We start from the raw sequence: 25,809 nt of genomic DNA on the forward strand, positions 1-25,809 counted from the left end.
AGTCAGCGGCGGTAGCGGGCGAGACCAAGATCAGCGGTTTCGATCGCGGGGGGACGGCCGCCGATGATGTCGGCGATCACCTGGCCTGATCCGCACGCCATGGTCCAGCCCAGCGTGCCATGGCCGGTGTTGAGGAACAGATTGTCGAGCGGCGTCGCGCCGATAACCGGGGTGGAATCGGGAGTCATGGGTCGCAGCCCGCTCCAGAAGGTCGCCTGCGACAAGTCCCCTGCGCCGGGGAAGAGCGTGCCGACACTATGGTCGAGCGTGTCGCGCCGCGCTTGCGGCAGATCATTGGTATAGCCTGATAGTTCGGCCATGCCGCCGACCCGGATGCGATCGCCCAAGCGCGTGATCGCGACCTTGTAGCTTTCATCGAGCAAGGTCGAGACTGGGGCGGCGTCTTCCTGCACGATGGGCACGGTGATGGAATAGCCCTTCACCGGATAGACGGGCAGACGCAGGCCGAGCGGGGCGAGGAGCAGCGGCGAGAAACTGCCCATGGCGACCAGATAGGCGTCGCCGGTGACGGGGCCGTCGCTAGTGACGACATGGCTAATCCGTCCGGCTTCGCGCGCCAGACCCTGGATGGTGCGGCCCATCAGGAACTGGACGCCGCGTGCGCGGGCCATGTCGGCGAGACTATTGGTGAATTTGAAACAGTCGCCGGTTTCGTCATTGGGCAAACGAAGCCCGCCCGCGATCGGCGATGCGCTGGCGGCGAGGCCCGGTTCGGCGGCGATGCAACCAGCGCGGTCGAGGACTTCGAACGGCACATTGTCGGCGCGCAGCACCTCGATATCCTTGGCGATGCCGTCCAACTGCTTTTGTTCGCGGAACAGTTGCAGCGTGCCCTGGGTGCGTTCGTCATAGCGGATGCCGGTCGCGACGCGCAGCGCGATCAACTGGTCGCGGCTATATTCGGCGAGGCGTACCATCCGCCCCTTGTTGATGCGATAGTCGGCTGCGTTGCAATTGCCGAGCATGGCGATCATCCAGCGGATCATGGCCATATCGACATTGGGCCGCAGGATCAGCGGGGCATGTTGCATGAACAGCCAGCGCAGCGCCTTGGCCGGGATGCCGGGTGCGGCCCAGGGGGAGGCGTAGCCGGGCGAGATTTCGCCCGCATTGGCGAAGCTGGTTTCCTGCGAGACGCCGCTCTGGCGGTCGATGACGACGACTTCATGGCCGGCCTGCGACAGATACCAGGCGGAAGTGACGCCGACGACGCCGCCGCCCAGAATGACGATCTTCATGGCTTATTGCTCCTGAATGGTGGCGGCGGGCGTGGGCAGATAGGTGCGCGCGTAGCGGGGGCCGAGCCGGGTCAAAATCTCGTAGGATATCGTGTCCGCTTGTGCCGCGACATCATCGATCGACTGGTGCGGGCCGATGAGTTCGACCGCTGCTGCAGGATAGAGGAGATAGTCGGGGACGTCGGTGACATCGAGCGCGAGGCTGTCCATCGAGACGCGGCCGACGATCGGCGCGCGCATGCCACCGATATAGGCAAAGCCCCGGTTGCTCAGATGCCGTGGCCAGCCATCGGCATAGCCGACTGAGACGGTGGCGATGTGCGAAGGGCGGTCGAAGCGATGAGTGAGGCCATAGCCGACCCCTGCCCCGGCATCGACAGTGCGTAGTTGGACGATATAGGCGTCGAGCGCGACAACGGCGTGCATGGGGTTGGGCTCGCCATGGGGCGCGCCGCCATAAAGGGCGATCCCGGCGCGGACAATGTCGCCATGGGCAACGCCCGACGTCATGGCACCGCCCGAATTGTCGATCGAGCGGGGCACGCCGGGGAATTGCCGGGCTATCGCGTCAAAGGTGGCGCGCTGATGCGGGTTGAAGCTGTCTTCGGGATGGTCGGCGCAGGCGAGATGGGTCATGACCAGCCGCAGGTCGATGCCTGTCAGCCGATCCGGCTGATCGCGCAGGGTCGTGAGTTCGGTGGATGCGAGGCCGAGGCGCGACATGCCGCTATCGACCTGGATCACGGCCGGGAGCGCGCGACCCAGCGTGCGGGCCGTCGCCGCCCAGGCGTCGATCTGTTCGAGCGAATTGAGGACGGGCAGCGCGCCGATCGCCGCGCAAGCCGCCTCTGCGCCGGGTTGCACGCCGTTGAGGATATAGAGCGTCGCGTCGGTCGGCAGATGCGGATGCAGAGCCGTGGCTTCGCACAAATGGGCGACGAAGAAGTGGCGGCAACCTGCATCGAGCAGTGCGCGTGATACTTCGGCTGCGCCGAGGCCATAGGCATTGGCCTTGACCACGCCCGCGACGCTGGCGGGGGCGACCTGCGCCACGATCAGCCGGTAGTTGGCGACCAGCGCGGCAAGGTCGATGCGCAAAGTGCCTGCCATCTGCAAATCCATGTCGCTTCCCCTTCTCATCTTGCCGCACTGTAGATCACGTTTCTTCGAAATGAGATGGCGAATGATCGAAGAATATTGCATTTTCTGCTGTATATTAGCCGATTATCACAACGGATCCGTAGATATGGCCATTTCCTTCGATACTACCGACCGCTCGATCCTGCGCCTGCTCAAGCTCAATGCGCGCCGGTCCAATGCCGAGATTGCGGCGGAGGTCGGCCTGTCCGCGTCCGCCTGCCATCGGCGCATCCGGCAATTGCAAGCGCAGGGCGTCATTCGCGGCTATACGATCGTCGCGGGCGGGCGCGATGACAGCCCGCTGGTCAATGTCGTGGTGCAGGTGACGCTGGATCGGCAGACCGAGGATTATCTCGCGCGGTTCGAACATGCGGTGCGGCAATGCCCGGAAATCCGCGAATGTTTCCTGATGACCGGCGCGGTCGATTATTGGCTGCGCGTCGAGGCGGACAGCGTGGACGCCTATGAGCGCATCCACAGCGAGATATTGTCCCGCCTGCCCGGCGTGACGCGGATCAATTCCAACATTGCGATGCGCGATGCGTTGCGGCCACGCCGGGGCAAGGGGTAATAGCAAGCGGACGTGGATTGGAACCTATAGGTCATGTTCCCCGGCGAAGGCCGGGGTCCAGTTCCACGCTCCGAACTGGACCCCGGCCTTCGCCGGGGAACAATGTCCATGGGTCGTCCTCTGTATATTCTGGTATAAGCGCGGGTTAGAAAGCGTCTGCTTCCAGCGCCATAAGCGTGGTTTCGCCGGCCATGATGCTGGCGGCCAGGGCGTCGGCCTGGGGCAGCATGCGTTGCGCGAAGAAAGTGGCGACGGACTGCTTGGCGTTGTGGAGCGGTGTGTCGTCCTGCGCAGCGGCGGCCATGCGGGTCCACATCCAGCCCATGGCGACGAGGGCGAAGAGGCGCAGATAGTCGACCGCGGCCGCGCCCGACGCATCGACCGATGCGCCGCGTAGCGAGGCGGTGACATCGCGCAATTTGCCGAGCGCCTCGCGGGTGCGGGTTGCGATTGGCAGGTCTGTGGCGTCGAGATCGGCGCCGATCAGGTCGAAAAAGCCTTCGACCACCGCGCCGCCCGACAGCGGCAGTTTGCGCGCGACCAGATCCATCGCCTGCACGCCGTTGGTGCCTTCGTAAATCTGGGCGATGCGGGCGTCGCGGACATATTGTTCCATGCCCCATTCGCGGATGTAGCCATGGCCGCCAAAAACCTGCTGCGCCTGCACCGCGCTTTCAAAGCCCATGTCGGTGAAGGCCGCTTTGACCACCGGGGTCAGCAACGCAACCAGCGCGTCGGCCTTGGCGCGCTCAGCCGCATCGGGATGGGCGTGGGCGCGATCAAGCTGGAGCGCGGTCCAGCCTGCCAATGCGCGGCCAGCCTCGACAAAGGCGCGGATGGTGAGCAGCATGCGACGGACATCGGCATGTTCGATGATCGCCACGGGGTTGCGGCTGCCATCGGCGCTGCGGCCCTGTAGCCGTTCCTTGGCATAGCTTGCCGCCTGGCCATAGGCGGCGCCGGCAATGCCCAACCCCTGGATGCCGACCATCAGCCGTTCGGCGTTCATCATCGTGAACATGGCGGCGAGGCCGCGATGCGGTTCGCCGACCAGCCAGCCGGTCGCCTCGTCATAATTCATGACGCAGGTGGGCTGGGCGTGGATGCCCATCTTCTTTTCGAGCGCGCCGACCGACATGCTGTTGCGGATGGTGAAGCCGCCATCGGTATCGGGCAGGAATTTGGGGACGAGGAAGAGGCTGATCCCCTTGACGCCGGGCGGGGCGTCGGGGAGGCGCGCCAGGACGAGGTGGATGATATTGCCGCCAAAATCATGATCGCCCGACGAGATGAAGATTTTCTGGCCGGTCACGGCGTGGCGGCCATCGCCCAGCGGCACGGCCTTGGTCTTGAGCAGCGCCAGATCGGTGCCTGCGCCGCTTTCGGTCAGCGCCATTGCGCCGGTCCATTCGCCGCTGACCAGCGGGGCGAGATAGGCGGCTTTCAAGTCTTCGCTGGCATGAGCGATGATCGCCTCCACCGCGCCGCGCGTCAGGCCGGGGAAAAGGCCGAAGGACAGGTTGGTGGCCGACAGCATTTCGTCGAGCCAAAGTTGGAGGATGAAGGGCAGCCCCTGCCCGCCATGGTCCGGCGACGCGGCGAGCGCGGGCCAGCCAGCCGCCACGAATTCGCGATAGGCGTCGGCAAAGCCGGGCGGGGTGACGACGGCCCCGTCTACAAGGCGGCTGCCCTGTTCGTCGCCTTCGCGGTTGAGAGGTTGGAGCCGGTCGGCGCACATACGGCCCGCCTCTTCCAGTACGGCGACTGCGAGGTCCGCGTCCACATCCTTGCCGACGTCGGCCATCGCTTCATCGAAGCGCAGGACGTGCGTCAGCAGGAAGCGGTAATCGTCGATCGGGGGGACGTAGCTGTACATCAGGCCTCTCCTATTGGCGTAGTCGAGAACTACACCAAACACCTGTTACAGTCAACTATCTGCCGAGAGGACCGCCTCCCGGCGCGGCCCCTCTATCCGATCATCGCATCAGCCCGGCTTTGCGCAGCGCGTCTTCGATGATGGCGCTGACGCCGGTCGCCTTGTGCGCTGGCTTTGGGGTTGGTTTTCTGGCGTGCATGGGTTGCGGCCGGATGCGTTCGCCGGGCGTGGGGGCGGATTTGCGGGAGGGTGTGGCGGTCATCAGCCCCCAAGCCTGAGCGATCTGTCCGGTCGAGGAAATGCCTGCCTCCAGCATATAGGGCGCGGCGTTGCCATGGCCGTCCGGGCCGACGGTGTTGAGTGGCGTGCCATGGCCCATGCCGACAATCTCATAGGACTCTATGACCGCCCTGCCCTTTTTGTCGCGCCAGGTGCGGCGTGGGCTGCCGTCGATGATCGCCTGCTCGGTGGGCGAGGTATCGACGCCGTGTAACGCTTGCCACTGGACGAGGATGCGGTCGGCATTGGAGGGGGCGACTGTCTGGTCGGCGCTGCCCTGCCAGACGGAAATGGTTGGCCATGGTCCCTGATGGCCGGACGCTGCCTTGACCAGTTCGGGCAGACGGTCGTCAGCGGGATAGCCCTCGCCCCGCATGCGGGCGAAGGCGTCGTTGACCGAGGCCGCGCAACCGAAGGGAAGGCCCGCGATGATTGCACCGCCTGCAAACAGTTCGGGGTAGCAGGCCAGCATGATTGACGTCATGGCGCCGCCCGCGGACAGGCCGGTCACGAAGATGCGGCTTTGGTCGATGTCATGGGTGGCAACCATGGTATCGATCATCTGGCGGATCGAGAGAGCTTCGCCGGAATCGCGCCGGGAATCGATGGGTGAGAACCAGTTGAAGCAGAGGTTGGGATTGTTCGACCGCTGCTGTTCGGGGAAGAGCAGCGCAAAGCCCTGTTCGTCGGCGAGTTGTGACCAGCCAGCGGCGTGATCATAGCCCGCCGCATTCTGGGTGCAGCCATGAAGAACGACGACCAGCGCCGCGCCTTTGGCCAGATTTGCAGGCACATAGATTCTGGCGCGCAGGGTACCGGGGTTGCTGCCGAAGGCGATCAGGTCGTCCAGGCGATCCTTGACCGGGTCGGCCGACGCGCCGTGCGCCATCGCCCGGAATTTGGCGAGTTGGGTAATGGTGGAACTTAGACGGGTCATCATGGGGTCTCCGGTGCGGCTTGCGCCTATATTATGCTATAATGGCTGAACCGCCCAGATAGTTGCTGCATCGCACAATGGAATATGATGCCTATCCCCCTTATCTTCATGGAGATGTGAGGATAATTTTCTTCATTCTGCCGCAACGCAGCATATTCCTACACCTCTGGCTCGGTCCAATGTTCGGCGCGTCGGGCGGCTTCGATCAGGCTCTTGCCCGTTTCCGATGCGGCGTAAGCGGTCATGGTTACGGCGATACCGTCAGGACCGTCGAGCAATACCAGCCCGGCTTCCGCGCTGGCTATGCCGGGCCGCGTCTGCGTACCGGCGATGGGAGGGGGAGACCTCATGAGGCTTGGCTTTCGTTGGGTTTGGTAGGATCGGCATCGATGTAGAGATAATCGGGATTGAATTGCCCCCGCCTGGCGAGACCCCGGACGTCGAGAATATCGACGAGTGAGGAGCGGAAGACGCAGAGCCCCTCCTCCCGCAACTGACGCAGGACGCGATTGGCGTGGACATTGGTGATGCCGCATATTTCGGCGATATCATTCTGGGTGATGCCCAGCGCAAAGCGGCTTCCGTCGCTCAGGCCCACGGGCAGGAGGCGGGCGTTCGTTTCGCTGAGAAAATGGGCGACGCGGCCGACTGCGTCCAACCGACCGAGCCGGAACAGCCAGGCCCGGTGGATGGCGGCATCGAGCAGGGTCGAGAACCATAATTTTCGGGTCAGTTCCGGCATGGTCGCGTTGATGCCGTCCAAGGCGCGGTGGGGGACGATCGCGACGGTGGCCGCGGTCAGGGTGGCGACATCATGGTCGAGCGTCTTGAGCGGATAGGCGTGGAGATCGACGAAATCGCCCGGCACTTGCACCGCGACAAGTTGGCGCATGCCTTCCCGGTCATCGAGATAGCGGCACATGAAGCCGTCGATCAGCAATGTGCTGTTGGATAACGGGTCGCCAGCGCTGACGATGGTAGCGCGCGCGTCGATGCTGCGGACTTCGGATATGGCACCTTCCAATACAGCGCGTTCTTCCGCGCCCAGTTGGACGCCCCGACGTCCTTTCAAAAACCGATCCGTGAACAATATATCGTCCTTCACCTATAATGGCGATCTTTGCCCCGATCGCCCGTGACAGTCCAAACGGCCCGCTGCGCCAGTATATCCGAGCCATGGCCACAAAACGTTATGACGCAGATTAGTATTTGCCAGACCGCGGCAACTTGCAACGTTGCCGAGTGTTTCCGTGACGTAGCATTTCTGCAGACCGTCCCTGCGCATGTCGCTGAGCATGGCATTGCCTTTGTTCGCCTATGTGCGCGCTCTCCAGTTGAGGAATTCTCATGGCCAAGTCAGACAAACCCGCCAGCGCATCCGGCAAGATCGCCGAGCAATCGGCCCGCATGGCCCCGCCCCCGCCGCCCGCCGATGGCGTGTCCGATGTTTATGCCGAACCGCAGGCGGATGGCGGCGAGACCCATCAGATTGCAGGCGGTGACGTTGCGACCTTGACGACCGCCCAGGGCATTCCCGTCGCGGACAACCAAAATTCGCTGAAACAGGGCGCGCGCGGGCCGACGCTGCTGGAAGATATGCATTTTCGCGAGAAGATGTTTCATTTCGATCATGAGCGCATCCCGGAGCGCGTCGTTCATGCCCGCGGCTATGGCGCGCATGGCTATTTTGAGCTGACGGAATCGCTGAGCGATGTGACGCGCGCCGATGTGCTGCAGCGGGTGGGCGAGAAGGTGCCTGCGTTCGTGCGCTTTTCGACTGTTGCCGGATCGAAGGGGTCAGCCGACCTTGCCCGCGATGTGCGCGGCTTTGCGGTCAAGCTCTATACGCAGGAAGGCAATTGGGATCTGGTCGGCAATAACATCCCGGTCTTTTTCATTCAGGATGCGATCAAATTTCCCGATCTGGTGCATGCCGCCAAGCCTGAGCCGGATCGGGATTTCCCACAGGCGCAGACCGCGCATGACAATTTCTGGGATTTCATCAGCCTGTCGCCCGAAGCCATGCATATGGTGATGTGGACGATGTCCGACCGGGCGATCCCGCGCTCGCTGCGCACTATGGAAGGGTTTGGCGTCCATACTTTCCGCCTGGTCGATGCCGAGGGCAAGTCGACCTTCGTCAAATTCCATTGGAAGCCCAAGCAAGGTTTGCAGTCGGTCGCCTGGAACGAGGCGGTCAAGATCAACGGGGCCGACCCGGATTTCCATCGCCGCGACCTGTGGGACGCGATCAATGCGGGCGATTTCCCCGAATGGGAATTGGGCGTGCAGTTGTTTGACGATGCGTTCGCCGACAGTTTCGATTTCGATGTTCTCGACGCGACCAAGCTGATCCCCGAAGAATTGATCCCGGTGCGGATCGTCGGACGACTCGTGCTTGATCGGGTGGTCGACAATTTCTTTGCCGAGACCGAACAGGTCGCCTTCTGCACGCAGAATGTGCCGCCCGGCATCGACTTCAGCAACGACCCGCTGCTGCAGGGTCGGAATTTCTCCTATCTCGATACCCAGCTCAAGCGGTTGGGCGGCCCCAACTTTACCCATATCCCCATCAATGCGCCCAAATGCCCGATGGCCCATTTCCAGCAGGACGGGCATATGGCGATGCGCAATCCCAAGGGTCGGGCCAATTACGAGCCCAATAGCTGGGGCGCCGAACAGGGTGGTCCGCGCGAAGACCCGGCCAAGGGTTTCGTCAGTGTCGCCACGGTCGAGGACGGTCCCAAGCAACGGGTCCGGTCGGAGAGTTTTGCCGATCACTATAGCCAGGCGCGGCAATTCTATATCAGCCAGATGCCGATCGAGCAGAAGCATATCGGCGATGCGATCGTGTTCGAACTGAGCAAGGTCGAGCGGCCCGACATTCGTTCGCGGACGGTATCGCATCTGCTTAATATCGATGAGGAACTGGCGGCGACGGTGGCCGATGGTTTGGGCATGGCCCTGCCGGAGCCTGCAAAGGCGGCGCGCGCCACGATCATGGACTTGCCGCCGTCCGATGCGCTGAGCATCGTCAAGAACGGCCCGGACAATTTCAAGGGCCGCAAGCTCGGCATCCTTTTGACCGATGGGGCCGATGCCAAAATGTTCGACGCGCTAGTCAAGGCGGTGGACAAGGAAGGCGCGGTCTATGAAGTGATTGCGCCCAAGATCGGCGGCGTCACCCTGTCCGATGGGACGGCGGTTGCGGCCAAGCAGAAGATCGATGGCGGACCATCGGTTCTCTATGATGCGGTTGCGGTGGTCGCGTCCGCGGATGGGGCGGCGTTGCTGGCGATGGATGCAGCGGCCAAGCACTTCGTCACCGATGCCTTTGCCCATTGCAAGTTCATGGGGCTTACGGCAGAGGCACAGATCTTGTTCGAAAAGGCGGGTATCGCCGACGATCTGGACGAGGGCTGCCTGCCGCTTGCTACAGCGAAAGACGCCACGAGCCTGCTGACCGCCTGTCGCGGGCTGCGCCATTGGCCACGGGAAATGACCGTGGATCTGGACGCCGTGCCCGACGCCTGATCTCGATCTTCGATCAACCGGGGGCGAATGCGTTTTCGCCTCCGGCCCTCTTCTTGTCCAAAGGATATCGTTGATGCGGATTGGCATTATCGCCCATCTCAAGCATCCTATTGCGGAACCGTTTGCGGGCGGTTTGGAGATGCATACGCATCTTCTGGCCCGGTCCTTGCGGGATCGTGGTCATGCGGTGACCGTCTTTGCGTCATCGCGTTCCGAACCCTCATTGGGGCTGGAGGCGATTTGTACCGAGACGGCGATAACGTCCGTCGGGACCACGGAAGCGAGCGACATCGCCTTCTTTCGCGAGCATCACGCTTACCTCAGCCTGATGACCGGTTTGCGGAACCGGGATTTCGACATCATTCACAATAATGCGCTCCATTATCTGCCGCTGACCATGGCCGACAGTCTACCCATGCCGATGGTCACGACGCTGCACACGCCGCCCTTCTGCTGGCTGGAAAGCGGCATTCGCCTGTGCGAAGCGCCCAATCATGCGCTGGTGGCGGTGTCGCAGTCGGTCGCGGCGCAGTGGAGCCATGTGGCGCCCGCCGATGCCGTCATCCTCAACGGGATCGACTTGCGGAAATTCGTCTTTCGCGCGCAGGCCGACAGCGCGCCCTATCTGGTCTGGTATGGCCGCATCGTGCCGGAAAAGGGGTTGCATCTGGCGATCGAGGCGGCGCGCCTTATCGGCTTGCCGTTGCGCATAGCCGGGCCGGTGTTGGACGAGGATTATTATCGGACGGTGATTGCGCCGACGCTGGGTGAGGACATCATCCATGTCGGCCATTTGGCCCATAGGGAATTGGCGCAACTGGTGGCCGGGGCCAGCGCGTTTCTGTGTACGCCCTTGTGGGACGAGCCTTATGGGCTGGTCGTGGCCGAGGCATTGGCCTGCGGCGTGCCGGTGGCTGCCTTTGCGCGGGGTGCGATACCGGAAATTCTTGATTTTAGTTGTGGGGTTCTGGCCACGCCCGATGATGTCGGGTCGCTGGCGCAGGCGGGGCGCGCGGCGCTGGCGCTGGATCGGCGGGCCTGTCGCGCGCGGGCGGAGCAGATGTGCGACGCTAACCGCATGGTGGAAAGCTATGAAGCGCTCTATCGGCAGCAGATCGACCTGGGCAGGCCGGTGCCGCGCGATGGCCGGGCGGCCATGCATCTGGTGCCGCCGTCCTCGCCGGAATCCTTGCGTGCGATGCTCCATGGTTGAGCCGACGATCAATTTTTGCGTCTGTGTGCCGGCACGGAACGAGGCCGAAAGGTTGCCGGTGCTGCTTGCGGCATTGGCGGCGCAGGATTGGCCGGGTTCGGTGATGGTGTCGATCGGCGTCAATAATACAACGGACGATAGTCTAGACGTGATTGGCAGGGCGCAACGGCGATATGGCGCGCGGCTGGATATTGCGGTGGTCGTTGCCGATTTCGCGCCGGAGCTGGCGCATGCCGGATCGGCGCGCAAGTTGGCGATGGATGCGGGGCTGCGGCGGATTGCGAGGGCGAAGGATGGCGTGCTGGTCAGTACCGACGCCGATAGTCGGCCGCCGGTCGATTGGCTGCGCAATATCGCCCAGGCTCTGAACCGGGGCGCGGATATGGTGGGTGGCCGGATCGATATCGATAGCCAGGAACCCCTGCCCCCGGCTGTTTCGGCGCTGCGTTCGGCATGGGATGCCTATTGGGCGGCGGTGCGCGCGATCGAGGATGCGATCGATCCCCTGCCCTGGGATGTTGCGCCGCGCCATGGCGACCATACGGGGGCTTCACTGGCGATCCGTGCCTCAGTTTATCGGGCCTGTGGTGGGGTGCCGTTGCTCGCGACGGGGGAGGACCGGGCCTTGGTGACGGCGGCATTGGCGCGTGGCGCGCGGCTCGCCCATCCGGCTAACGTGCGTATCGCCGTATCGCCGCGCCTGGAGGGGCGTGCGGAGGGTGGCATGGCGAGTGCCATGCAGCAGCTTTACCGGGACGCGGAAGAAGGTTGTCAGCCCATGGCGCCTGCCTTCGACCATTGGCGCGAGCGGGCGCTATGGCGCAGGCGGTTGCGCGCGCGGGTAGATGGCCATGCGCTGATCGCGCGACGCGAGCCATTATTGCCGCCGATGCCGCATGATATGCCGCTGGAGATAAGCGCATGACGCGGCGACCGATCGGCTATTATGTCCATCATCATGGTGCGGGACACAGGGCACGGGCACGGGCGATTGCCGCCGCGAGTGACTGGCCGATCATATTGCTGGGGACTGGGGTTGGCGAGGCCGGGATCGATCTGCCCGACGATCGGCCTTTGTCGGGTCGGTTCGATGGCGTAGATGGCAGCGAAGGGCGGCCCGCAGCGCTCCATTATGCGCCGATCGACCATGAAGGCGTACGGTTGCGCGTGGCGCGGGTGGCGCAATGGATCGCGACTGAACGGCCAGCGCTGATGGTGGTGGATGTGTCGGTGGAGATGGCCATGCTGGCGCGGCTGGCATCGGTGCCGACCATCTGTGTCCGGTTGAATGGTGCGCGCAGCGATGTGCCGCATCTGGAGGCTTTTCGGGGGGCAGCGGGGTTGCTGGCCCCCTTTCATGCCGATCTGGAGTTGGAGTCGACGCCGGCGTGGGTGCGCGAGCGGACGCGCTATCTGCCAGGCATTACGACCGCCGTGGCGGGGGCGGTGCCGCCGTCCGGCCGTATATTGGTAGTCATCGGCCGCGGCGGTGCGCCGGGCGATGGCGCGCGTTTGGCGCAGGCGGCGCGGGCGTGCCCGGATGTGCAATGGCGGGTGATCGGGCCGGTGTCGGCGGTCGGCGATTGCCCGCCCAATCTGGATATTGCGGGTTGGGTCGAGGATGCGGCGCGGGAGATCGCGGCGGCCGATGTGGTGATCGGCGGAGCGGGTGAAGGACTGGTCGGCGCGGTATTGGTCGCGGATCGGCCGTTCATCTGCATGCCCGAAGCGCGGCCTTTTGGTGAGCAGCAGGCTACGGCCAGCGGTCTGGCGCGTCTGGGTGCGGCGGTGGTGCTGCAAGATTGGCCGGAGGCAGCGACATGGCCGTCCTTGCTGGCGCAGGCGAAGGCTTTGTCTCCGCAAGCGAGGAGGCGGTTGCACGATCCGCAAGGCGCGCGAACGGCGGCGATCTGGCTTAGCGAACAGGCGGCAGCGGCATGAGCGTAGCGCCCTTCCCTATCGCGGACGACGCGCATCCGACGGCGCGGGCTGCCGCCGTTGCGCCAAGGCTGATGGAATTGGGGGCGCGCTATGACGCCGCGCCGGTCTTTCCGATCGACAGTATGCAGTGCCTGGCGGCGGCGGGCCTGCATCGCTGCTTTGCGCCGGTCGCAAGTGGCGGGCTTGATTTTGGCGGCGACGAGGAGGCTTGGCATCTATGCCTGTTCGATGTCCTGCGGGTTATCGGTCGCGCGGACCTGAGCGTTGGGCGGCTGTATGAAGGGCATGTCAATGCGATGATCCTGTTCGATCATTTCGCGACGACCGCGCAACAGCATGGTCTCGGCCAGAGGCTGGATGCGGGGGCCTTTTACGGCATGTGGGCGACCGAGCCGCCGCCGGGTGTGAAGATGGTTGGTCGGACGCTGCAAGGGGCCAAGTCCTTCGCCACGGGTGCGGGTGGGCTGGCGCATGCGATTATCACTGTACAGCCGGAGGACGGCGCGCGGCAATTGGTCGTGGTTGCAGCGGACGATGCGGCGCGGGCTAATTTGTCGCAATGGCGGGTGCGGGGGATGCGCGCGACGGGCAGCGGGCTGTATGATCTGACCGGGATGGTGGTTGCGCCCGAAGACATGTTGGGCGCGCCGGGCGATTATGATCGCGAACCGCTGTTCACCACCGGGGCCTGGCGGTTTACGGCGGTGCAACTGGGCGGCATCGAAGCGCTGTTGATCGAGACGCGCAAGGCGATCTCGGATGTGGCGCGCCACGATCCGGTGCAGCGCGCGAAATTCGCCGATGCGGTGGCGGCCACACGCACCGCTTATCTGTGGGTGCGCGAGGCGGCGCTGCGCGCGGCGCGAGACGATGCCGATGGTCCGGCGTTCGCGCGGATGACGCGCGGCGTGGTGGAGCGCGCGGCTTTGGATGTCATGGAACTTGCGGCGCGGATCGTGGGCACGCGCAGCGCGATGGACGGGCAGCGGATCGACAAGATCAGCCGCGACTTAAGCCTCTATCTGCGCCAGGGTGGTCCCGATTATGCGCGGGATCAGGCGGCATTGGCCTGGTTGGATCATGATGCCTGGGGCGCGGAGGATTTGTTATGGTGACGGCTGCGCTGTCCTCGCGCCAGTGGCGCGATATGCGTTGGCTGGTGCTGGCACCGCACCCTGATGACGAGACGTTGGGCGCGGGCGCGCTGATCGCGCAGACGGCCAAGGCGGGGCGGTTAGCGGGCCTTGTCTATCTGACCGATGGCGCGGGATCGCATGAGGCGGCGCAAAGGCTGGCGGCGGCTCGGCGGCGCGAGGCGACCAGGGCAGTGCAGCGATTGGCGGGCGGAGGGGCGCGGCGGCCCGTGCATCTGGACTGGAAGGATGCGGCCCCGGCACGCCCCGGCGATCCGCTGTTCGAGCGGACGGCGCGTTATCTGGCGGCGCTGTGCCGGCGCTGGCGGGTCGATGCGCTGGCAGTCACGGCCGGGCATGAGCCGCATTGCGACCATGCTGCCGCGGCCGCGCTGGCTTATGCGGTGCATGCACGGGCGATGCGCAATTTAATCGTGGCGGAATATCTGGTCTGGGCGAACAGGCCCGACCGGAAGATCCGGCGCGCGATCCAGACAGCCCCGATGGCTATGGGACAACGGCGCTTGGCGCTGGCGGCGCATCGCAGCCAGTTGACCGCCGCGCATGGCCCCGGCTTTCGCCTGTCGCCCGAACAGCGACGCATGGGCGCGCGCGATATACTCTATGTGCGGAGACGGCCATGACCCGGCATGTTAGCAGCCTGGACCCCCAATATTTCGAGCAGATGTTCCAGGGAACAGATGATCCCTGGTCGCTGGAAACCAGCGCCTATGAGCAAGCTAAATATGCCCATAGCATCGAGGCGCTGGGCGATCGTCGCTATGAACTGGGTTTCGAGATCGGTTGCGCGAAGGGCATGTTGACGCGGCGATTGGCCGAACATTGCCGGGCGCTGGTCGCGATCGATGTCAGCGAAACGGCGCTCGGCGGCGCGCGCGAGCGTTGTGCCGTATTCGATCATGTCTCGTTCAACCGGATGACCTTTCCCGCGCAAATGCCGCTGGGTGGGCCGTTCGATCTGATCATCCTGTCCGAAGTCATCTATTATTGGGACGATGCCGACATTAGGCGCGCGGCTGAATGGGCGGGCACGCATGGCGCGCCCGGCGGCGACCTATTGCTGGTCCACTGGACGGGCGAGACGGACTATCCGCAAAGCGGCGACGAGGCGGTGGAGAAGTTTCGCGCGGCAATGCCGCGACCTGTTGAAGTCGTCACAGCGGAACGCCGCGACCAATATCGGCTCGATCTGTGGCGCATGTCGGCATGACGATGAGCGTCCTGACGATCGTCAAGAACCGGCCGGGGCATCTGGCGCAATTGATCGAAGGGTTGCGGCGGTGCGAGGCGCAGCCTGACGAACTGGTGATCGTCGATATGGGCAGCGAGCCGCCCGTCGCGGTGGAGGCGACGGGCTTTCCGCTGCATATCGTGCGGCTCGATCAGCCGGGGCTGCCGCTCGCGGCGGCGCGCAATGCGGCGGCGCAGGCTGCGCGGGGCGACATGCTGTTGTTTCTGGATGTCGACTGCATTCCGATGCGGGGCCTGACGGCGGCGATGGCGCAAGCGTTGACGGAGCAGGATGCGCTGATCTGCGCCGAAGCGCTCTATCTTGGCCCCAAGGACGCGCGCGGCGCGTGGGACGAGGCGGCTTTGATGCAATGCGCGAAGCCGCACCCGGTTCGTCCTTTTCCAGCGGCGGGCTTGCGCGAAGAACATAATGCCGGACTGTTCTGGTCGTTGATCTTCGGCATTCGACGTGAGCGGTTCGTCGAACTGGGCGGGTTCGATGAGGCGTTTACCGGCTATGGCGCGGAAGATACCGATTTCGGCTTTCGCGCGCGGGAGGCAGGCTTGCCCCTGCTATTCCTGGGGGGCACGGGCGCGTTTCATCAATATCATGATGTGATCGACCCGCCGCTGCAGCATCTGGCCGACATCGTGCGCAATGCGCGGCTGTTTCGCCAGAAATGGGGAATATGGCCTATGGAAGGCTGGCTGGCCGCCTTCGAGAAGGCGGGATTGCTCGCGCGTGAGGGCGATGCGATCAGCCTGTTGCGCATGCCTACCATGGCGGAGGTCGATGCGGCGCGGGTCATAGGTTCCGAGTAGCCCATTCGGACAAAAAATCGGCGGAGTTGCCCCCGCCGATCCGTTGTTTTTCTTAGTGCTGCATCGAGTGCTTGATGTCGCGCATTTCGTCATGGCCTGCCTTGACCGAGGTATAGCAACCTTCGATCACGCTGCGGACGGCGGGCGAGAGTTTCGTGTCGCCCAGCGCATCTTCGAACTTGGCCTTGATATGATCTTCGCCAGCTTCGACTTCGTTGACGATCGCCTTGTCGTCATGACCCGTCATCATCGCCTTGAGGTTGAGGAACATGCGATGCGCGCCTGCAAGGACGGTGCCGTCGTCTTCAGGATTGCCGCCCAGACGGGTCACTTCCTGCTGCAGGCGGGTGGCGACTTCGCGGCGTTCGGCGGCGCGGCTGGTAAAGAGCGTCACGAAGCGACCGCCTTCGCTGTCCTTGGCGGCTTCGGTATAGCCATCGGCGCTGTCGATCGTGGTGGCAATCAAACCGTTGAGGGTCGAAATATCGTGGCTGTTGTCGGACATGATGGTTCCCGTCTTGAAAGATGAAAACCGGCGCCATTGGCAACCGGATACCCCCTTCAACGACGAGCGACCGGGAAAGTCGCAAACAAATATCGGTCCTTAATCTCCATCAATGTGATTGATGGGAAAGCCCTCAGTCACCTGATGCCGCGAGCATCCGATAGTCGCGGATGCCGAGTTCCAGCAGCCGTGCCTCCGCGCGCAGCAAATGGGTGCGGCCCAAGGGATTGGGGGCGTGGAGTGTATTTTGCAGAGTGGCGTCAGTCGTCACAGTGACGATACGTTCAAGCCCGGTCATCAGCGCTGTCGCCATGCTGAACACCGGTGATTGCGGCTTGGTGAGGTCGCCATCCATCTGTTCGACCATCAGGCGCATGACCGGCTGGGCCGCGCGGATACGATGCAGCATCATCCGCTCATTCTGCGCGTCGGCCATGCGGTTGCGCAGATGAAGCAGACGGGAATTTTTGACCCAGAAGCCGTGATAGGCCGTCACCAGGGCAAGAGTATGGTCGCCGAGCGAAGCATCGTCCCAGCGCGTGCGCAGCAGGCGGACATATTCCTCTTCGGCGGTCGCCATGACCGGCTCCAGCACGGCCAGCAGCAATTCGGTCAGGTCGTTGAAATAATTGTAGAGCGACGTCATGCCGAGCGAAGTCTGACGCGCGACCGCACTGAGCGAGAGTTCGACATCGGCGGGACCGGCGAGCAGTTCGTTGGTGGCGGCCAGGATGCGGTCGCGCGTATCCCGCCCCTTGCGCCCCAGCCGTTGTCCGTTGAGATTATGGCTGAGCGTCTTGGTCGCGGTGGACGGGCGCGAGCGTGGCGATTTGCCTGCCCCCTGCCCTGCCTTCATGTCCGCCTTTGCGCTCAAGAGCCGATCCTTGCTATCCCGTCATGCGCGCCATGCGATCAATTTGGTTTCGAGAAACTCCTCGATTCCCTCAAGACCCCATTCGCGGCCGATTCCACTGGCCTTGTAACCGCCAAAAGGCAAGTCCCCGGCGATGCACATGCCGCCATTCACGCTGACGGAGCCGGTGCGTATCCGCTTTGCCACCGCGATGGCGCGATCGAGATCGGCCGAATAGACCCCGCCGCACAGGCCATAGTCGCTTTCATTGGCGATGCGGACGGCGTCGTCATCATCCTCGAACGGGATGACGACCAGCACGGGGCCGAAAATTTCCTCCTGGGCGATGCGCATGTCGTTGGTGACATCGACAAAGCAGGTCGGTTCGATGAAATAGCCGCTGCCCTTGTCGGGCCGTGCCTTGCCACCCGCCAGCAGTGTCGCGCCTTCGGCCTGGCCGATATCGATATAGGACAAGACCCGTTCCATCTGCCGCTGCGACACGACCGGTCCCATGATGTACGCAGGATTATCATAGTCGCCCCAATTGTCGCCGAAGCTGGCATAGGCATGTTTGAGGACCGCCTTGGCTTCCTCATAGCGGCTGCGCGGCACCAGCAGGCGCGAATGGACGGCGCAGCCCTGACCCGCGTGGAAGACCAGCATCGACTGGGCGACGTCCATCGCGAAATTGGCGCTGTCCTCCAATATGATCTTGGCGGACTTGCCGCCCAGTTCGAGGAAGACGCGCTTCAATGTGGCCGCGCCCTGTTCCATGATGCGCTTGCCGACATTGGTGGAGCCGGTGAAGGAGATGAGATCGACGCGCGGATCGGTCACCAGCATTTCCCCCGCCAGAGCCGGATCGCTGCCGAAGATGACGTTGAGGACACCGGCGGGGAAGCCCGCTTCCTGGGCCAGTTCGCCGAAGATTGCGCCCATGCCCGGCGTGTTGGGCGCGGGTTTGAGGATAACGGTGCAACCGGCGAGCAGCGCGGCGACGACCTTGCCCACATTCACATAAAGCGGGACGTTCCAGGGCGTGATGGCGCCGACGACGCCGACCGGTTCATAGACCGCCTTGCGCTGCGTTTCGAAGCCATAGCCGGTGCGGCCGCCATAATCCTTGTCCCATTTCAATTGCGGAAAGAGGCGCAGATAATCGTCCCAGCCGTCGAGCGCCATGTCCACATGGGCGCGGCCGACCGCGCCCATCGCGGCACCGGCTTCGTCGCGCGCGAGGTCGGACAGGCGTTCGCGGTTCGCTTCGAACAGGGCACGCAATTTGGTGACCAGGTCGACGCGCTTTTCGACATTGGTGGACCAGTCGGTCGTGTCGAAGGCGCGGCGCGCGGCGGCGATGGCTTCATCCACATCGGCGGCCGAAGCATCGGCGGCCTTGCCGACCGGCTGGCCGGTCCAGGGGCTGATGACATCGAAGGTTTTGCCGCCCTGCGCGTCGCGCAGCACGCCGTCGATGGTGAGTTTGGCGTCGGGGAGAGTGGCCATGGCTAGGGTCTTTCTGTCGATATGCGGAGATAGGGTGATCAGCGGCGGCGCGCCGTCAGCGCGACCGTGCCGATGTGCAGGTCGGCGGGCATGTCGATGACGGCGCGGAAGGCGTCGGTAACGGAATCATAGTGGGTGATGGGCCGCTCGCGCGGGTTGAGGCCGATTTTGGCATTGTCCTGCATAAAGCGCATGGCGACATCCATCGGCCAATTGGTGCCAGTCTTGGTTTCGTCCATCATCTGCCCAGCCTGGACCACGGTGACGCGCACATCGTCCGCCGCCAGTTCCCGTCCCCACATGTCCGACATCAGTTCCAGCCCTGCCTTGCCGCCGGCATAGAGCCAGAGCATCGCCATCTTGATCGCGACGGATTCGCTGCTGACATTGATGATATGCCCGCCACCCCGCAGCAGCGGCAGCGCTTCACGGGCGCAATAGATCGGCCCGGCGACATTGATGGCGAGGGATGACTGGATCTGGTCGTCGCGCACGTCAGCGAGGGTGAACGGCTCATAGATGGCGGCGTTGTTGATGAGGACGTCCACCTTGGGATGGCGCGTGGCGATCTGCGCGAAGGCGGCGCGGACGGAGTCGGGATCGCCGACATCGCATTGCAGGGCCAAATGCCCCTCGCCCAGTTCGGCGGCTACGGCTTCCAGCTTCGACAAGGTGCGGCCGAGCAGGATGACGGTTTCGCCGTCACGCGCGAAACGCCGCGCCAGGGCGCGGCCGAGGCCGTCGCCCGCGCCGGTGATGATGATCGTCTTGCCCATGTCCTGCTCCATCCTTCAACTCTTGTTGCTTCATCCCATTCCGCACTGGCGCGCGCACGGCAAGGGGGACGGCCATCGCGCGCGCGATGGCTGTTCAGGCGCTGGCAGCCGGCCGCGCGAAATCGGCGGGGTAGACCGAGAGATCGCCATCATAGGCGATGCCGCCGGGCCAAAAGGCCGGGCCGCTGACTTTGCCGAAATAATGGACCGTGCGCGCGACCGAGCCGGAGGCGGAGCGCGGGGCAAAGGCGACGCCGCTGGGGCTGACGCCGCGGGCGCGGGCGCTGAAATCCTTGACGGTGAAGAGCAGGTCGTCGGTCTGCTGCGCGCAGAGGACCAGGTCGCTGCCGGGGCAATAGCGTTTGGGTTCGAGCTGCACCGGCGACAGGCGACCGCGCTTCATGCCGACCTTGCCGGGGACGCGGGTCACTTCGGGCGCATGGACCGTGTCATACCAGTGATGATATTCGGCTTCGCGCCCGGCGACGAAATTGGCGAGGATGATGCTCACCCCGGAGAAGGGGTGATCGGCGCGGTGGTTGGGGCTGAAGGCCCAGTCAGCATACATGGCATAGCTATGGATGCGCTCGCTTTCGTCGCTATCGTCGATCAGCCCGGCGTCGCGCGCCTGGGCCAGGAGTGGGGCGAGCGCGGGCAGGTCGATTTCCGGGGTGGCGGTGTCATGCTCGTAGACGCTCAGATACCGCCATGGCTGGGGGATATCGGGCATGATCTGCTGCGGCGTAATGGCATAGCGGTCGGCCGAGCGGAAGCCGCGCAGGCGGGCAAGATCGTCGCGATGGGGACCGTCAAACCAGGCGGCATAGTCCGCTTCCCGTCCGGCCGGAACGTTATGGAGGTGGATGGTGGTATGCAGGCTCATTCCTCTGCCCTCTGGCTGCGCGCGCTTAAACGCTTGTCAGGCGCCAATTCAGCATGGACGGCGACGGTGCGCCAGAGGATTGGGCGGGCCTGATCAATTGATCGCCGGGGCAATGGCGATCAGGCCGAAGGCGGCGGCGACTGCATGGCGATATGTAGGCGAGTGAGGCGCGATTGAGCGATCCGCCATGCCCCGTCGATGCGGATATAGCGGTCGTGATAATGGCCATAGCCGGTCATTGTGCGTCCATCCGCCCAGACAAGATGATCCTGCATCGGCCAGATGCCGGTGGCGGCGTCGCCTGATAGGGTGAGTTCAGGCATATGGACATGATGGACGGTTTTGGCGGTTTCCAGTGAGCGTCGCACGCTGGCAACGGCATCATCGCGCCCTTCCATGCGGGGACCGCCCGATCCCGTCGCATCGAGCAGGAAGTCGGGCGTGAAGAGGGCGGCCCAGCCGTCCCAATCCTTGGTGTCGAGCAGGCGGCAGTAGCGCGCCTTCAATTCAGTGATGGCGAGCCAGTCGGCAAAATCGGGCGCGGGCATCAGAAGCGGAACCCGCGCATCTGGTTGCCGCCGTCGCACAAGATGACCTGGCCGTTGACGAAACTGCCTTCTTCCGACGCGAGGAACAAAGCGAGGTTGGATATGTCGGTTGCCGTCCCCTGCCGTTTGACCGACTGCATGGCTTTGAGCCGTTCCCAATTGGCGGCATCGACGCCTTGGAGCGCTGCTTCGGTTTCCATGAGGCCAGGCGCGATGCCGACGCAGCGAATGTCGTCGACGCCGAATTGCTGGGCCATGGCGTGGGTGAAGACGGTGAGCGACGCTTTGGTGATGCCGTAAGCGGTGGCGGGATTATAGCTGGCCATCGAACATTTGTTGATAATGACGCCCTTGGCCTTTGCCAGCGCGGGACGCAGCGCTTCGGCGAGCAGCAGAGGGCCAAAGGTGTTGACGGCGAAAAAATGCTGCCACTTGGCCATGCCGAGGCCGAAAAAGCCGCGCGCGATTTCGCCTGCATGCAGGCCCGCATTGTTGATGAGGACGTCGAGCCGGTCATGCGCCGACAGGATCGTTGCGGCGAACGCCTGAATGTCGGATTCCTGGCCCATATCGACGCGGTGGATGGACGCACTGCCACCGCCCGCTTCGATCAGCGCCTGGCTTTCCATCAGGCCCGCTTCGTTGATATCGGCGAGGATGAGATGCGCGCCCTCCCCTGCAAAGGCCAGTGCGTGGGCGCGACCGAGGCCGCCTGCCGATCCGGTGACCAGCACGGTCTTGCCGCTGAAACGATGGGCCATGATCCTGCTATCCTTTATGCTTGGTCCATGCGGGTGAAGGTCACTTGCGCAATCCGCCACCCCAAGGGTGTGCGGCGAAAGACGTCGCTGTAGCGGCCCATCACCGTGTCGATTGCGCCGGAACTGCGGCGCTTGAGCTTGACCAGGACCGTCCAGTCGCCGGTCGCGCGATCGCCGTCGATCAGGATTCGTGGCGAATGGAGCATGTGCAGCAGCCATAGGCTGTTGCCCGCAATGGCAGTGCAGAGGAAGTCGGTGATCGCCTGCGCGCCGATCAATCGACCCATGCCATAGTAGCCGACGAAATCCGGCGCGAAGATGGTCGCGAAAGTTGTGCGGGCCTGATCCGGGTCGCTGGCGGCGAGATCGGCGGTAGCGCAATAGCGGGCCTTGAGATTGGCGATCGCCAGCGCCTGCTCCGCGCCGTCGCTCATGCCGGTTCGGTCGCGAGCTGTTTGACCACCAAGGCTTTCAAGTCCGCCGTCTTGATCTTGGCGCTGCCGGTCAGCGAGAGGTCATCTTCGCTGAAGAAGAGGACGCGACGTGGTACTTTATAGCTGGCGAGTTGCGCCTTGGCGAAGGCGCGGATGGCGTCTTCGTCCAGCGGTGCGCCGACATGGGGGACAATGCAGGTGACGACCAGTTCGCCCAAGGTTTCATGGGGCACGCCGACGGTCTGGGTGACCTTTACGCCGGGGCAGGATTTGATGACGGTGTCGATCTCGATCGGCGAGACATTGGCGCCGCCGGTCTTGATGATGTCATTGAGGCGCCCTTCCCAATGCAGCCGTCCTTCCGCATCGAACCAGCCGCCATCGCCTGTATGGAAGAAGCCGTCGGCGTCCACGCTCTCGTCCAGTGGCACGCCGACATAGCCCAGCATCAGCGTCGGTCCCTTGACCGCGATCTCGCCGCGCTCACCAAGCGGCACGACGGCACCGGTCAGCGGATCAAGGATCTTGAAGATATTGCCCGGCAAGGGGATGCCATGGGTGCCCGCGATCCGATCGTCGGGCGTGCCGGAATCGAAGATGGTGCTGATGGTGAAGGTTTCGGTATTGCCATAGGCGGCCATCGGCTCCTGCCAGTCGGTGCTGACGGTCGGATGACGGCCGAGCGGCGTGTTCTGCCCCACATAGTGGAGCGCGGACAGGTCCACGTCGTTCCAGTTGGCGGCCCCTTCCAGTTGCGCCCATTGGTGGGGCCAGGCGAAGGCCATGGTCGCCCGTTCGCGCGCCATGAGGGTCAGCGCCTCTTCGGGCTGGAAGGTCGCTTGCAGGATCAGGCTGCCACCCGACGAGAGCGCGCCGCCTATCGCCATGGCGAAATTGCCCGACCAGAAGAAGCCATTGGCCGACCAGGCGCGGGCATCCTCTTTGGCGGCGAGAAAGCGTTTCCAGCGCCACAGTTGCAGTGTGACGCCGCGGTGCATCGAGAGGATGCCCTTGGGCTTGGCGGTGGAGCCGGAAGAGAAGAAGAGGACGCCGGGGTCGGCGGGGGTAACGGTGGCGGCGGTCGCATCGACCAGCGCCTGATCGACGCTATCGCCGCGCCTCAGGAAAGCGTCCCACGGCTCGATCATGCCCTCGCCACCGCCGAGCGAGGCGATGTGGCGGAGGAAGGGGAAATGGGGCGAGGCCAGCGCACCGGGGATGGCCGTCGAGATGCCCGGTTCCAGATCGGTCAGGATCGCGGCAAAGTCCTTTTTGAGGACGGTGCGCTCCATCAGCAGGACGTGGCAGGCGGACGACTGGAGCAGATGGTCCAGTTCGGCAGGCGTCGAAAAGGTGCTGAGCGTCGCGGCGACACCGCCCGCCAGCGCGGTGCCGAAGGCCGCCGCCAGAAATTCGGGGCGGTTGGTCATCAGGATACCAACGCGGGTCCCCTTGCCCACGCCGCAGGCGATGAGCGCGCGCGCGACTTCATTCGCGCGCGCCCACAGATCGTCATAGGTCCAGCGGGTGACGCTATCCCCTTCGTACATCACCAGCGCTTCGGCCGGGCCGGAGCGCGTCGTGACTTCGCGCAACCAGCCGCTCAAGGTCAGCGCCCCCAGCCCCTGTTCTTCACTGAGCGGAGGACCGGCGACGATCGAAAGCGGCTGGTCGGTCATGATGCGTCCTTGGGGTAAGGTTCAGCGGTTCACGTCGACGATGATGCGCCCGCGCACCTTGCCATCCATCAGGTCGGTGGCCGCCGTAACGGCTTCCGACAGGCTGATTTCGGTGGCAATCACGTCCAACAGAGCAGGGTCGAGATCGCGCGCCAGCCTTTCCCACGCCGCAAGGCGTGGTGCCTTGGGCGCCATCACGCTGTCGACGCCGAGCAGGCGCACGCCGCGCAGGATGAAGGGCATGACCGTTGCAGGAAAATCCGCGCCCTGCGCCAGGCCACAAGCGGCGACCGCGCCGCCATAGCGGGTCTGGGCACAGGCATTGGCGAGGGTGAAGCTGCCGACCGAGTCCACGACACCGGCCCAACGCTCCTTCTGCAGCGGCTTGCCCTTTTCCGACAAGGTTGCGCGGTCGATGACGCCCGCAGCGCCCAATTGCGTCAGATAGTCGGCTTCGGACGCCTTGCCTGTCGAACCGATGACGGTGAAGCCTGCTTTTTTGAGCAGGGCAACGGCGACGCTACCGACGCCGCCGGTTGCGCCGGTGACGAGGATTTCGCCCTGGTCGGGAGTGACGCCAGCCTTGACCAGCGCTTCGACGCAGAGCGCGGCGGTATAGCCGGCCGTGCCGATCGCCATCGCCTGCGCGCCGGTGAAGGCGGCGGGCAATGGCACCAGCCAGTCGCCCTTCAGCCGCGCAACCTGTGCCAGGCCACCCCAATGCCCCTCGCCCACGCCCCAGCCGTTCAGCACGACCTTGTCGCCCGGCTTCCAGTCGGCATGATCGGAGGTGCGCACGGTGCCGACCAAGTCGATGCCGGGGACCATCGGGAATTTGCGGACGACCGGCGACTTGCCGGTGATGGCCAAGCCATCCTTATAATTGAGCGTCGAATAGGCGACGTTGATCGTGACATCGCCTTCGGGCAATTGGGCTTCGTCGACCTGCTGGAGCGAGACGCTCTGCTGGTCGTCGGTCTTGTCGATCATGATGGCTGAAAACATGGGGCTATTCCTTTTTGGGAGACGAAGAGGGTGCCGTTGGTGTCAGTCCTTTGCGGAGGCGATCGGCGATGCCGGGGAAGCGATCGGCGCGCATCGAGCCATACATGCACAGGCGCAGCGATTCCTGCGCCACGCGCCGGGCAAGGTCGCGCCGCTCCTGATCCGGGCGGCCATGGGATTGCGCCCAGACCGGCCAGAGAAACGCGCCCGACAGCATCATCACCGACAGCACTTCGACGTCGATGCCGTCTTCGGCCAGATCGGTTTCGGCAAAGCGCTGGAGCGATCCTTCATATTCGCGCCAGAAGGGGTCGGCCATGGGGTCGGGCGAAGCCAATAGCTGGAGCAGCCAGATGCGGCACAGTTCCGGGTTTTCCATCGCGAAGATGGCGAGGCGGTCGGTCGTGTCGGCGATATCGACCTGCTCCACCCGGCGTTCGCCGATGGTTTCAGGGTCGCCGAATACCGCGCGGAACATGCGGTCGGACACCCACTCCGCGGTCGCCGCAATCAGCTTCTCGCGGGTTTCGAAATGCTGGTAGGCGGTGCCGCGATTGACCCCGGCGAGCGTTGCGACTTCGGACAGGCTGATCCCCTCCGGCCCGTCCTTGGCCAGCAACGCGCGCGCCGCTTCCAATATGACTTCGCGTGTGGCTGCGGGATCGCGGGAGCGTCTGGTTCGCGTTTGCGTCATGGGGCATGCCTCTCTTGTCGTTCGGGCGGCTTGCCGTAACGGCCCGAACGACCGCCCGGCTGGCTCGCCTGGGATAAGAAGGCATAAATCAACATCAGTGTTGTCCATTAGGCAAGGGCCGTCATCGCCAGCGCCGGTGATGCGCGTCCTTGGCAGAGACTGCGGGGGCGATCCGACCGATCCTGTAGAAGGTTCGGACCGCCCCG

At 64.1% G+C, this 25,809-nt stretch carries 26 protein-coding genes; 9 read left to right on the forward strand and 17 right to left on the reverse strand.

Annotated features, from left to right (window positions below):
- Positions 1-2: 2 nt before the first annotated feature.
- Both ACZ2HM_RS18005 and alr read right to left on the reverse strand, forming a co-directional pair.
- The gene (locus ACZ2HM_RS18005; protein ID WP_470427111.1) at positions 3-1,259 is read right to left on the reverse strand and encodes a D-amino acid dehydrogenase; all 1,257 of its coding nucleotides are present in this window, start codon (positions 1,257-1,259) and stop codon (positions 3-5) included.
- Positions 1,260-1,262: 3 nt separating this feature from the next.
- Complete coding sequence (gene alr, locus ACZ2HM_RS18010; RefSeq protein WP_470427112.1) at positions 1,263-2,381, reverse strand: alanine racemase; 1,119 nt, start codon at positions 2,379-2,381, stop codon at positions 1,263-1,265.
- Between the two features lie 124 nt (positions 2,382-2,505).
- On the opposite strand from alr, the gene ACZ2HM_RS18015 reads away from it, so the two are divergent.
- A complete protein-coding gene (locus tag ACZ2HM_RS18015) occupies positions 2,506-2,970 on the forward strand; it encodes an Lrp/AsnC family transcriptional regulator (protein WP_470427113.1) in 465 nt (154 codons plus the stop codon).
- A 145-nt stretch (positions 2,971-3,115) separates the two neighbouring features.
- Here ACZ2HM_RS18015 and ACZ2HM_RS18020 read toward each other — a convergent pair whose 3' ends face one another.
- The 4 genes from ACZ2HM_RS18020 to ACZ2HM_RS18035 form a co-directional block, all read right to left on the reverse strand.
- Positions 3,116-4,846: an acyl-CoA dehydrogenase C-terminal domain-containing protein gene (locus tag ACZ2HM_RS18020; RefSeq protein ID WP_470427114.1), complete on the reverse strand. Its 1,731-nt coding sequence runs from the start codon at positions 4,844-4,846 to the stop codon at positions 3,116-3,118.
- Between the two features lie 100 nt (positions 4,847-4,946).
- The gene (locus ACZ2HM_RS18025; RefSeq protein WP_470427115.1) at positions 4,947-6,065 is read right to left on the reverse strand and encodes an extracellular catalytic domain type 1 short-chain-length polyhydroxyalkanoate depolymerase; all 1,119 of its coding nucleotides are present in this window, start codon (positions 6,063-6,065) and stop codon (positions 4,947-4,949) included.
- A 155-nt stretch (positions 6,066-6,220) separates the two neighbouring features.
- Positions 6,221-6,412: a hypothetical protein gene (locus ACZ2HM_RS18030; protein ID WP_470427116.1), complete on the reverse strand. Its 192-nt coding sequence runs from the start codon at positions 6,410-6,412 to the stop codon at positions 6,221-6,223.
- Positions 6,409-7,152 (reverse strand): Crp/Fnr family transcriptional regulator, encoded by a 744-nt coding sequence (locus tag ACZ2HM_RS18035; RefSeq protein ID WP_193378899.1) that lies wholly within the window; start codon positions 7,150-7,152, stop codon positions 6,409-6,411. Before ACZ2HM_RS18035 ends, ACZ2HM_RS18030 begins: the two co-directional genes overlap by 4 nt.
- A gap of 317 nt (positions 7,153-7,469) precedes the next feature.
- Here ACZ2HM_RS18035 and katE point away from each other — a divergent pair, with 317 nt between their 5' ends.
- From katE to ACZ2HM_RS18075, 8 genes are all read left to right on the forward strand, one after another.
- Positions 7,470-9,596 (forward strand): catalase, encoded by a 2,127-nt coding sequence (gene katE / locus ACZ2HM_RS18040; protein ID WP_470427319.1) that lies wholly within the window; start codon positions 7,470-7,472, stop codon positions 9,594-9,596.
- Positions 9,597-9,669: 73 nt separating this feature from the next.
- Positions 9,670-10,809, forward strand: a complete 1,140-nt coding sequence (locus ACZ2HM_RS18045) for a glycosyltransferase family 4 protein (protein ID WP_470427117.1) — start codon at positions 9,670-9,672, stop codon at positions 10,807-10,809.
- Entirely contained in the window at positions 10,802-11,734 is a 933-nt protein-coding gene (locus ACZ2HM_RS18050) for a glycosyltransferase family 2 protein (protein ID WP_470427118.1), read from the forward strand. Before ACZ2HM_RS18045 ends, ACZ2HM_RS18050 begins: the two co-directional genes overlap by 8 nt.
- A complete protein-coding gene (locus ACZ2HM_RS18055) occupies positions 11,731-12,750 on the forward strand; it encodes a glycosyltransferase (RefSeq protein WP_470427119.1) in 1,020 nt (339 codons plus the stop codon). Before ACZ2HM_RS18050 ends, ACZ2HM_RS18055 begins: the two co-directional genes overlap by 4 nt.
- Positions 12,747-13,865 (forward strand): acyl-CoA dehydrogenase family protein, encoded by a 1,119-nt coding sequence (locus tag ACZ2HM_RS18060; RefSeq protein ID WP_470427120.1) that lies wholly within the window; start codon positions 12,747-12,749, stop codon positions 13,863-13,865. Before ACZ2HM_RS18055 ends, ACZ2HM_RS18060 begins: the two co-directional genes overlap by 4 nt.
- Entirely contained in the window at positions 13,859-14,527 is a 669-nt protein-coding gene (locus tag ACZ2HM_RS18065; RefSeq protein WP_083216998.1) for a PIG-L deacetylase family protein, read from the forward strand. The genes ACZ2HM_RS18060 and ACZ2HM_RS18065 overlap by 7 nt, the downstream gene beginning before the upstream one ends.
- Positions 14,524-15,114 (forward strand): SAM-dependent methyltransferase, encoded by a 591-nt coding sequence (locus tag ACZ2HM_RS18070; protein ID WP_069064288.1) that lies wholly within the window; start codon positions 14,524-14,526, stop codon positions 15,112-15,114. The genes ACZ2HM_RS18065 and ACZ2HM_RS18070 overlap by 4 nt, the downstream gene beginning before the upstream one ends.
- Positions 15,111-15,956 carry a glycosyltransferase family 2 protein gene (locus ACZ2HM_RS18075; protein ID WP_470427121.1) on the forward strand — a complete coding sequence of 282 codons (846 nt, stop codon included), beginning with the start codon at positions 15,111-15,113 and terminating at the stop codon, positions 15,954-15,956. Before ACZ2HM_RS18070 ends, ACZ2HM_RS18075 begins: the two co-directional genes overlap by 4 nt.
- A gap of 52 nt (positions 15,957-16,008) precedes the next feature.
- Here the strand turns inward: ACZ2HM_RS18075 and ACZ2HM_RS18080 are convergent, their stop codons facing one another.
- From ACZ2HM_RS18080 to ACZ2HM_RS18130, 11 genes are all read right to left on the reverse strand, one after another.
- The gene (locus ACZ2HM_RS18080; RefSeq protein WP_470427122.1) at positions 16,009-16,461 is read right to left on the reverse strand and encodes a PA2169 family four-helix-bundle protein; all 453 of its coding nucleotides are present in this window, start codon (positions 16,459-16,461) and stop codon (positions 16,009-16,011) included.
- 133 nt (positions 16,462-16,594) lie between these two features.
- Positions 16,595-17,335 (reverse strand): TetR/AcrR family transcriptional regulator, encoded by a 741-nt coding sequence (locus tag ACZ2HM_RS18085; protein ID WP_470427123.1) that lies wholly within the window; start codon positions 17,333-17,335, stop codon positions 16,595-16,597.
- Between the two features lie 21 nt (positions 17,336-17,356).
- Positions 17,357-18,823 (reverse strand): aldehyde dehydrogenase family protein, encoded by a 1,467-nt coding sequence (locus ACZ2HM_RS18090; protein ID WP_470427124.1) that lies wholly within the window; start codon positions 18,821-18,823, stop codon positions 17,357-17,359.
- A 38-nt stretch (positions 18,824-18,861) separates the two neighbouring features.
- The gene (locus ACZ2HM_RS18095; RefSeq protein WP_470427125.1) at positions 18,862-19,611 is read right to left on the reverse strand and encodes an SDR family oxidoreductase; all 750 of its coding nucleotides are present in this window, start codon (positions 19,609-19,611) and stop codon (positions 18,862-18,864) included.
- An 82-nt stretch (positions 19,612-19,693) separates the two neighbouring features.
- The gene (locus ACZ2HM_RS18100; protein WP_470427126.1) at positions 19,694-20,482 is read right to left on the reverse strand and encodes a hypothetical protein; all 789 of its coding nucleotides are present in this window, start codon (positions 20,480-20,482) and stop codon (positions 19,694-19,696) included.
- Positions 20,483-20,601: 119 nt separating this feature from the next.
- The gene (locus tag ACZ2HM_RS18105; protein ID WP_069064282.1) at positions 20,602-21,030 is read right to left on the reverse strand and encodes a nuclear transport factor 2 family protein; all 429 of its coding nucleotides are present in this window, start codon (positions 21,028-21,030) and stop codon (positions 20,602-20,604) included.
- Positions 21,030-21,791 (reverse strand): SDR family NAD(P)-dependent oxidoreductase, encoded by a 762-nt coding sequence (locus tag ACZ2HM_RS18110; protein WP_096061789.1) that lies wholly within the window; start codon positions 21,789-21,791, stop codon positions 21,030-21,032. The genes ACZ2HM_RS18105 and ACZ2HM_RS18110 overlap by 1 nt, the downstream gene beginning before the upstream one ends.
- A 14-nt stretch (positions 21,792-21,805) precedes the next feature.
- Entirely contained in the window at positions 21,806-22,225 is a 420-nt protein-coding gene (locus tag ACZ2HM_RS18115; RefSeq protein WP_096061788.1) for a nuclear transport factor 2 family protein, read from the reverse strand.
- Positions 22,222-23,904: a class I adenylate-forming enzyme family protein gene (locus ACZ2HM_RS18120; protein WP_470427127.1), complete on the reverse strand. Its 1,683-nt coding sequence runs from the start codon at positions 23,902-23,904 to the stop codon at positions 22,222-22,224. Before ACZ2HM_RS18120 ends, ACZ2HM_RS18115 begins: the two co-directional genes overlap by 4 nt.
- Before the next feature lie 21 nt (positions 23,905-23,925).
- A complete protein-coding gene (gene acuI / locus ACZ2HM_RS18125) occupies positions 23,926-24,909 on the reverse strand; it encodes an acrylyl-CoA reductase (NADPH) (RefSeq protein WP_470427128.1) in 984 nt (327 codons plus the stop codon).
- Between the two features lie 4 nt (positions 24,910-24,913).
- A complete protein-coding gene (locus ACZ2HM_RS18130) occupies positions 24,914-25,603 on the reverse strand; it encodes a TetR/AcrR family transcriptional regulator (protein ID WP_310227530.1) in 690 nt (229 codons plus the stop codon).
- Between the last annotated feature and the right edge of the window lie 206 nt (positions 25,604-25,809).

The organism is Sphingobium sp. KKT206 (genome assembly GCF_055640555.1).

What these genes read in the sequence shown, in the direction of transcription:
- ACZ2HM_RS18055 (WP_470427119.1), top strand. Translation starts at nt 11,731, where the DNA reads ATGACGCGGCGACCGATCGGCTATTATGTCCATCATCATGGTGCGGGA.
- ACZ2HM_RS18110 (WP_096061789.1), bottom strand. Translation starts at nt 21,791, where the DNA reads ATGGCCCATCGTTTCAGCGGCAAGACCGTGCTGGTCACCGGATCGGCA.
- ACZ2HM_RS18120 (WP_470427127.1), bottom strand. Translation starts at nt 23,904, where the DNA reads ATGACCGACCAGCCGCTTTCGATCGTCGCCGGTCCTCCGCTCAGTGAA.
- ACZ2HM_RS18030 (WP_470427116.1), bottom strand. Translation starts at nt 6,412, where the DNA reads ATGAGGTCTCCCCCTCCCATCGCCGGTACGCAGACGCGGCCCGGCATA.
- ACZ2HM_RS18025 (WP_470427115.1), bottom strand. Translation starts at nt 6,065, where the DNA reads ATGATGACCCGTCTAAGTTCCACCATTACCCAACTCGCCAAATTCCGG.
- ACZ2HM_RS18020 (WP_470427114.1), bottom strand. Translation starts at nt 4,846, where the DNA reads ATGTACAGCTACGTCCCCCCGATCGACGATTACCGCTTCCTGCTGACG.
- ACZ2HM_RS18100 (WP_470427126.1), bottom strand. Translation starts at nt 20,482, where the DNA reads ATGAGCCTGCATACCACCATCCACCTCCATAACGTTCCGGCCGGACGG.
- ACZ2HM_RS18095 (WP_470427125.1), bottom strand. Translation starts at nt 19,611, where the DNA reads ATGGAGCAGGACATGGGCAAGACGATCATCATCACCGGCGCGGGCGAC.
- ACZ2HM_RS18080 (WP_470427122.1), bottom strand. Translation starts at nt 16,461, where the DNA reads ATGTCCGACAACAGCCACGATATTTCGACCCTCAACGGTTTGATTGCC.
- ACZ2HM_RS18060 (WP_470427120.1), top strand. Translation starts at nt 12,747, where the DNA reads ATGAGCGTAGCGCCCTTCCCTATCGCGGACGACGCGCATCCGACGGCG.
- ACZ2HM_RS18045 (WP_470427117.1), top strand. Translation starts at nt 9,670, where the DNA reads ATGCGGATTGGCATTATCGCCCATCTCAAGCATCCTATTGCGGAACCG.
- ACZ2HM_RS18105 (WP_069064282.1), bottom strand. Translation starts at nt 21,030, where the DNA reads ATGCCCGCGCCCGATTTTGCCGACTGGCTCGCCATCACTGAATTGAAG.
- ACZ2HM_RS18075 (WP_470427121.1), top strand. Translation starts at nt 15,111, where the DNA reads ATGACGATGAGCGTCCTGACGATCGTCAAGAACCGGCCGGGGCATCTG.
- ACZ2HM_RS18015 (WP_470427113.1), top strand. Translation starts at nt 2,506, where the DNA reads ATGGCCATTTCCTTCGATACTACCGACCGCTCGATCCTGCGCCTGCTC.
- ACZ2HM_RS18130 (WP_310227530.1), bottom strand. Translation starts at nt 25,603, where the DNA reads ATGACGCAAACGCGAACCAGACGCTCCCGCGATCCCGCAGCCACACGC.
- alr (WP_470427112.1), bottom strand. Translation starts at nt 2,381, where the DNA reads ATGGATTTGCAGATGGCAGGCACTTTGCGCATCGACCTTGCCGCGCTG.
- ACZ2HM_RS18050 (WP_470427118.1), top strand. Translation starts at nt 10,802, where the DNA reads ATGGTTGAGCCGACGATCAATTTTTGCGTCTGTGTGCCGGCACGGAAC.
- katE (WP_470427319.1), top strand. Translation starts at nt 7,470, where the DNA reads ATGGCCCCGCCCCCGCCGCCCGCCGATGGCGTGTCCGATGTTTATGCC.
- ACZ2HM_RS18065 (WP_083216998.1), top strand. Translation starts at nt 13,859, where the DNA reads ATGGTGACGGCTGCGCTGTCCTCGCGCCAGTGGCGCGATATGCGTTGG.
- ACZ2HM_RS18115 (WP_096061788.1), bottom strand. Translation starts at nt 22,225, where the DNA reads ATGAGCGACGGCGCGGAGCAGGCGCTGGCGATCGCCAATCTCAAGGCC.
- ACZ2HM_RS18070 (WP_069064288.1), top strand. Translation starts at nt 14,524, where the DNA reads ATGACCCGGCATGTTAGCAGCCTGGACCCCCAATATTTCGAGCAGATG.
- ACZ2HM_RS18005 (WP_470427111.1), bottom strand. Translation starts at nt 1,259, where the DNA reads ATGAAGATCGTCATTCTGGGCGGCGGCGTCGTCGGCGTCACTTCCGCC.
- acuI (WP_470427128.1), bottom strand. Translation starts at nt 24,909, where the DNA reads ATGTTTTCAGCCATCATGATCGACAAGACCGACGACCAGCAGAGCGTC.
- ACZ2HM_RS18090 (WP_470427124.1), bottom strand. Translation starts at nt 18,823, where the DNA reads ATGGCCACTCTCCCCGACGCCAAACTCACCATCGACGGCGTGCTGCGC.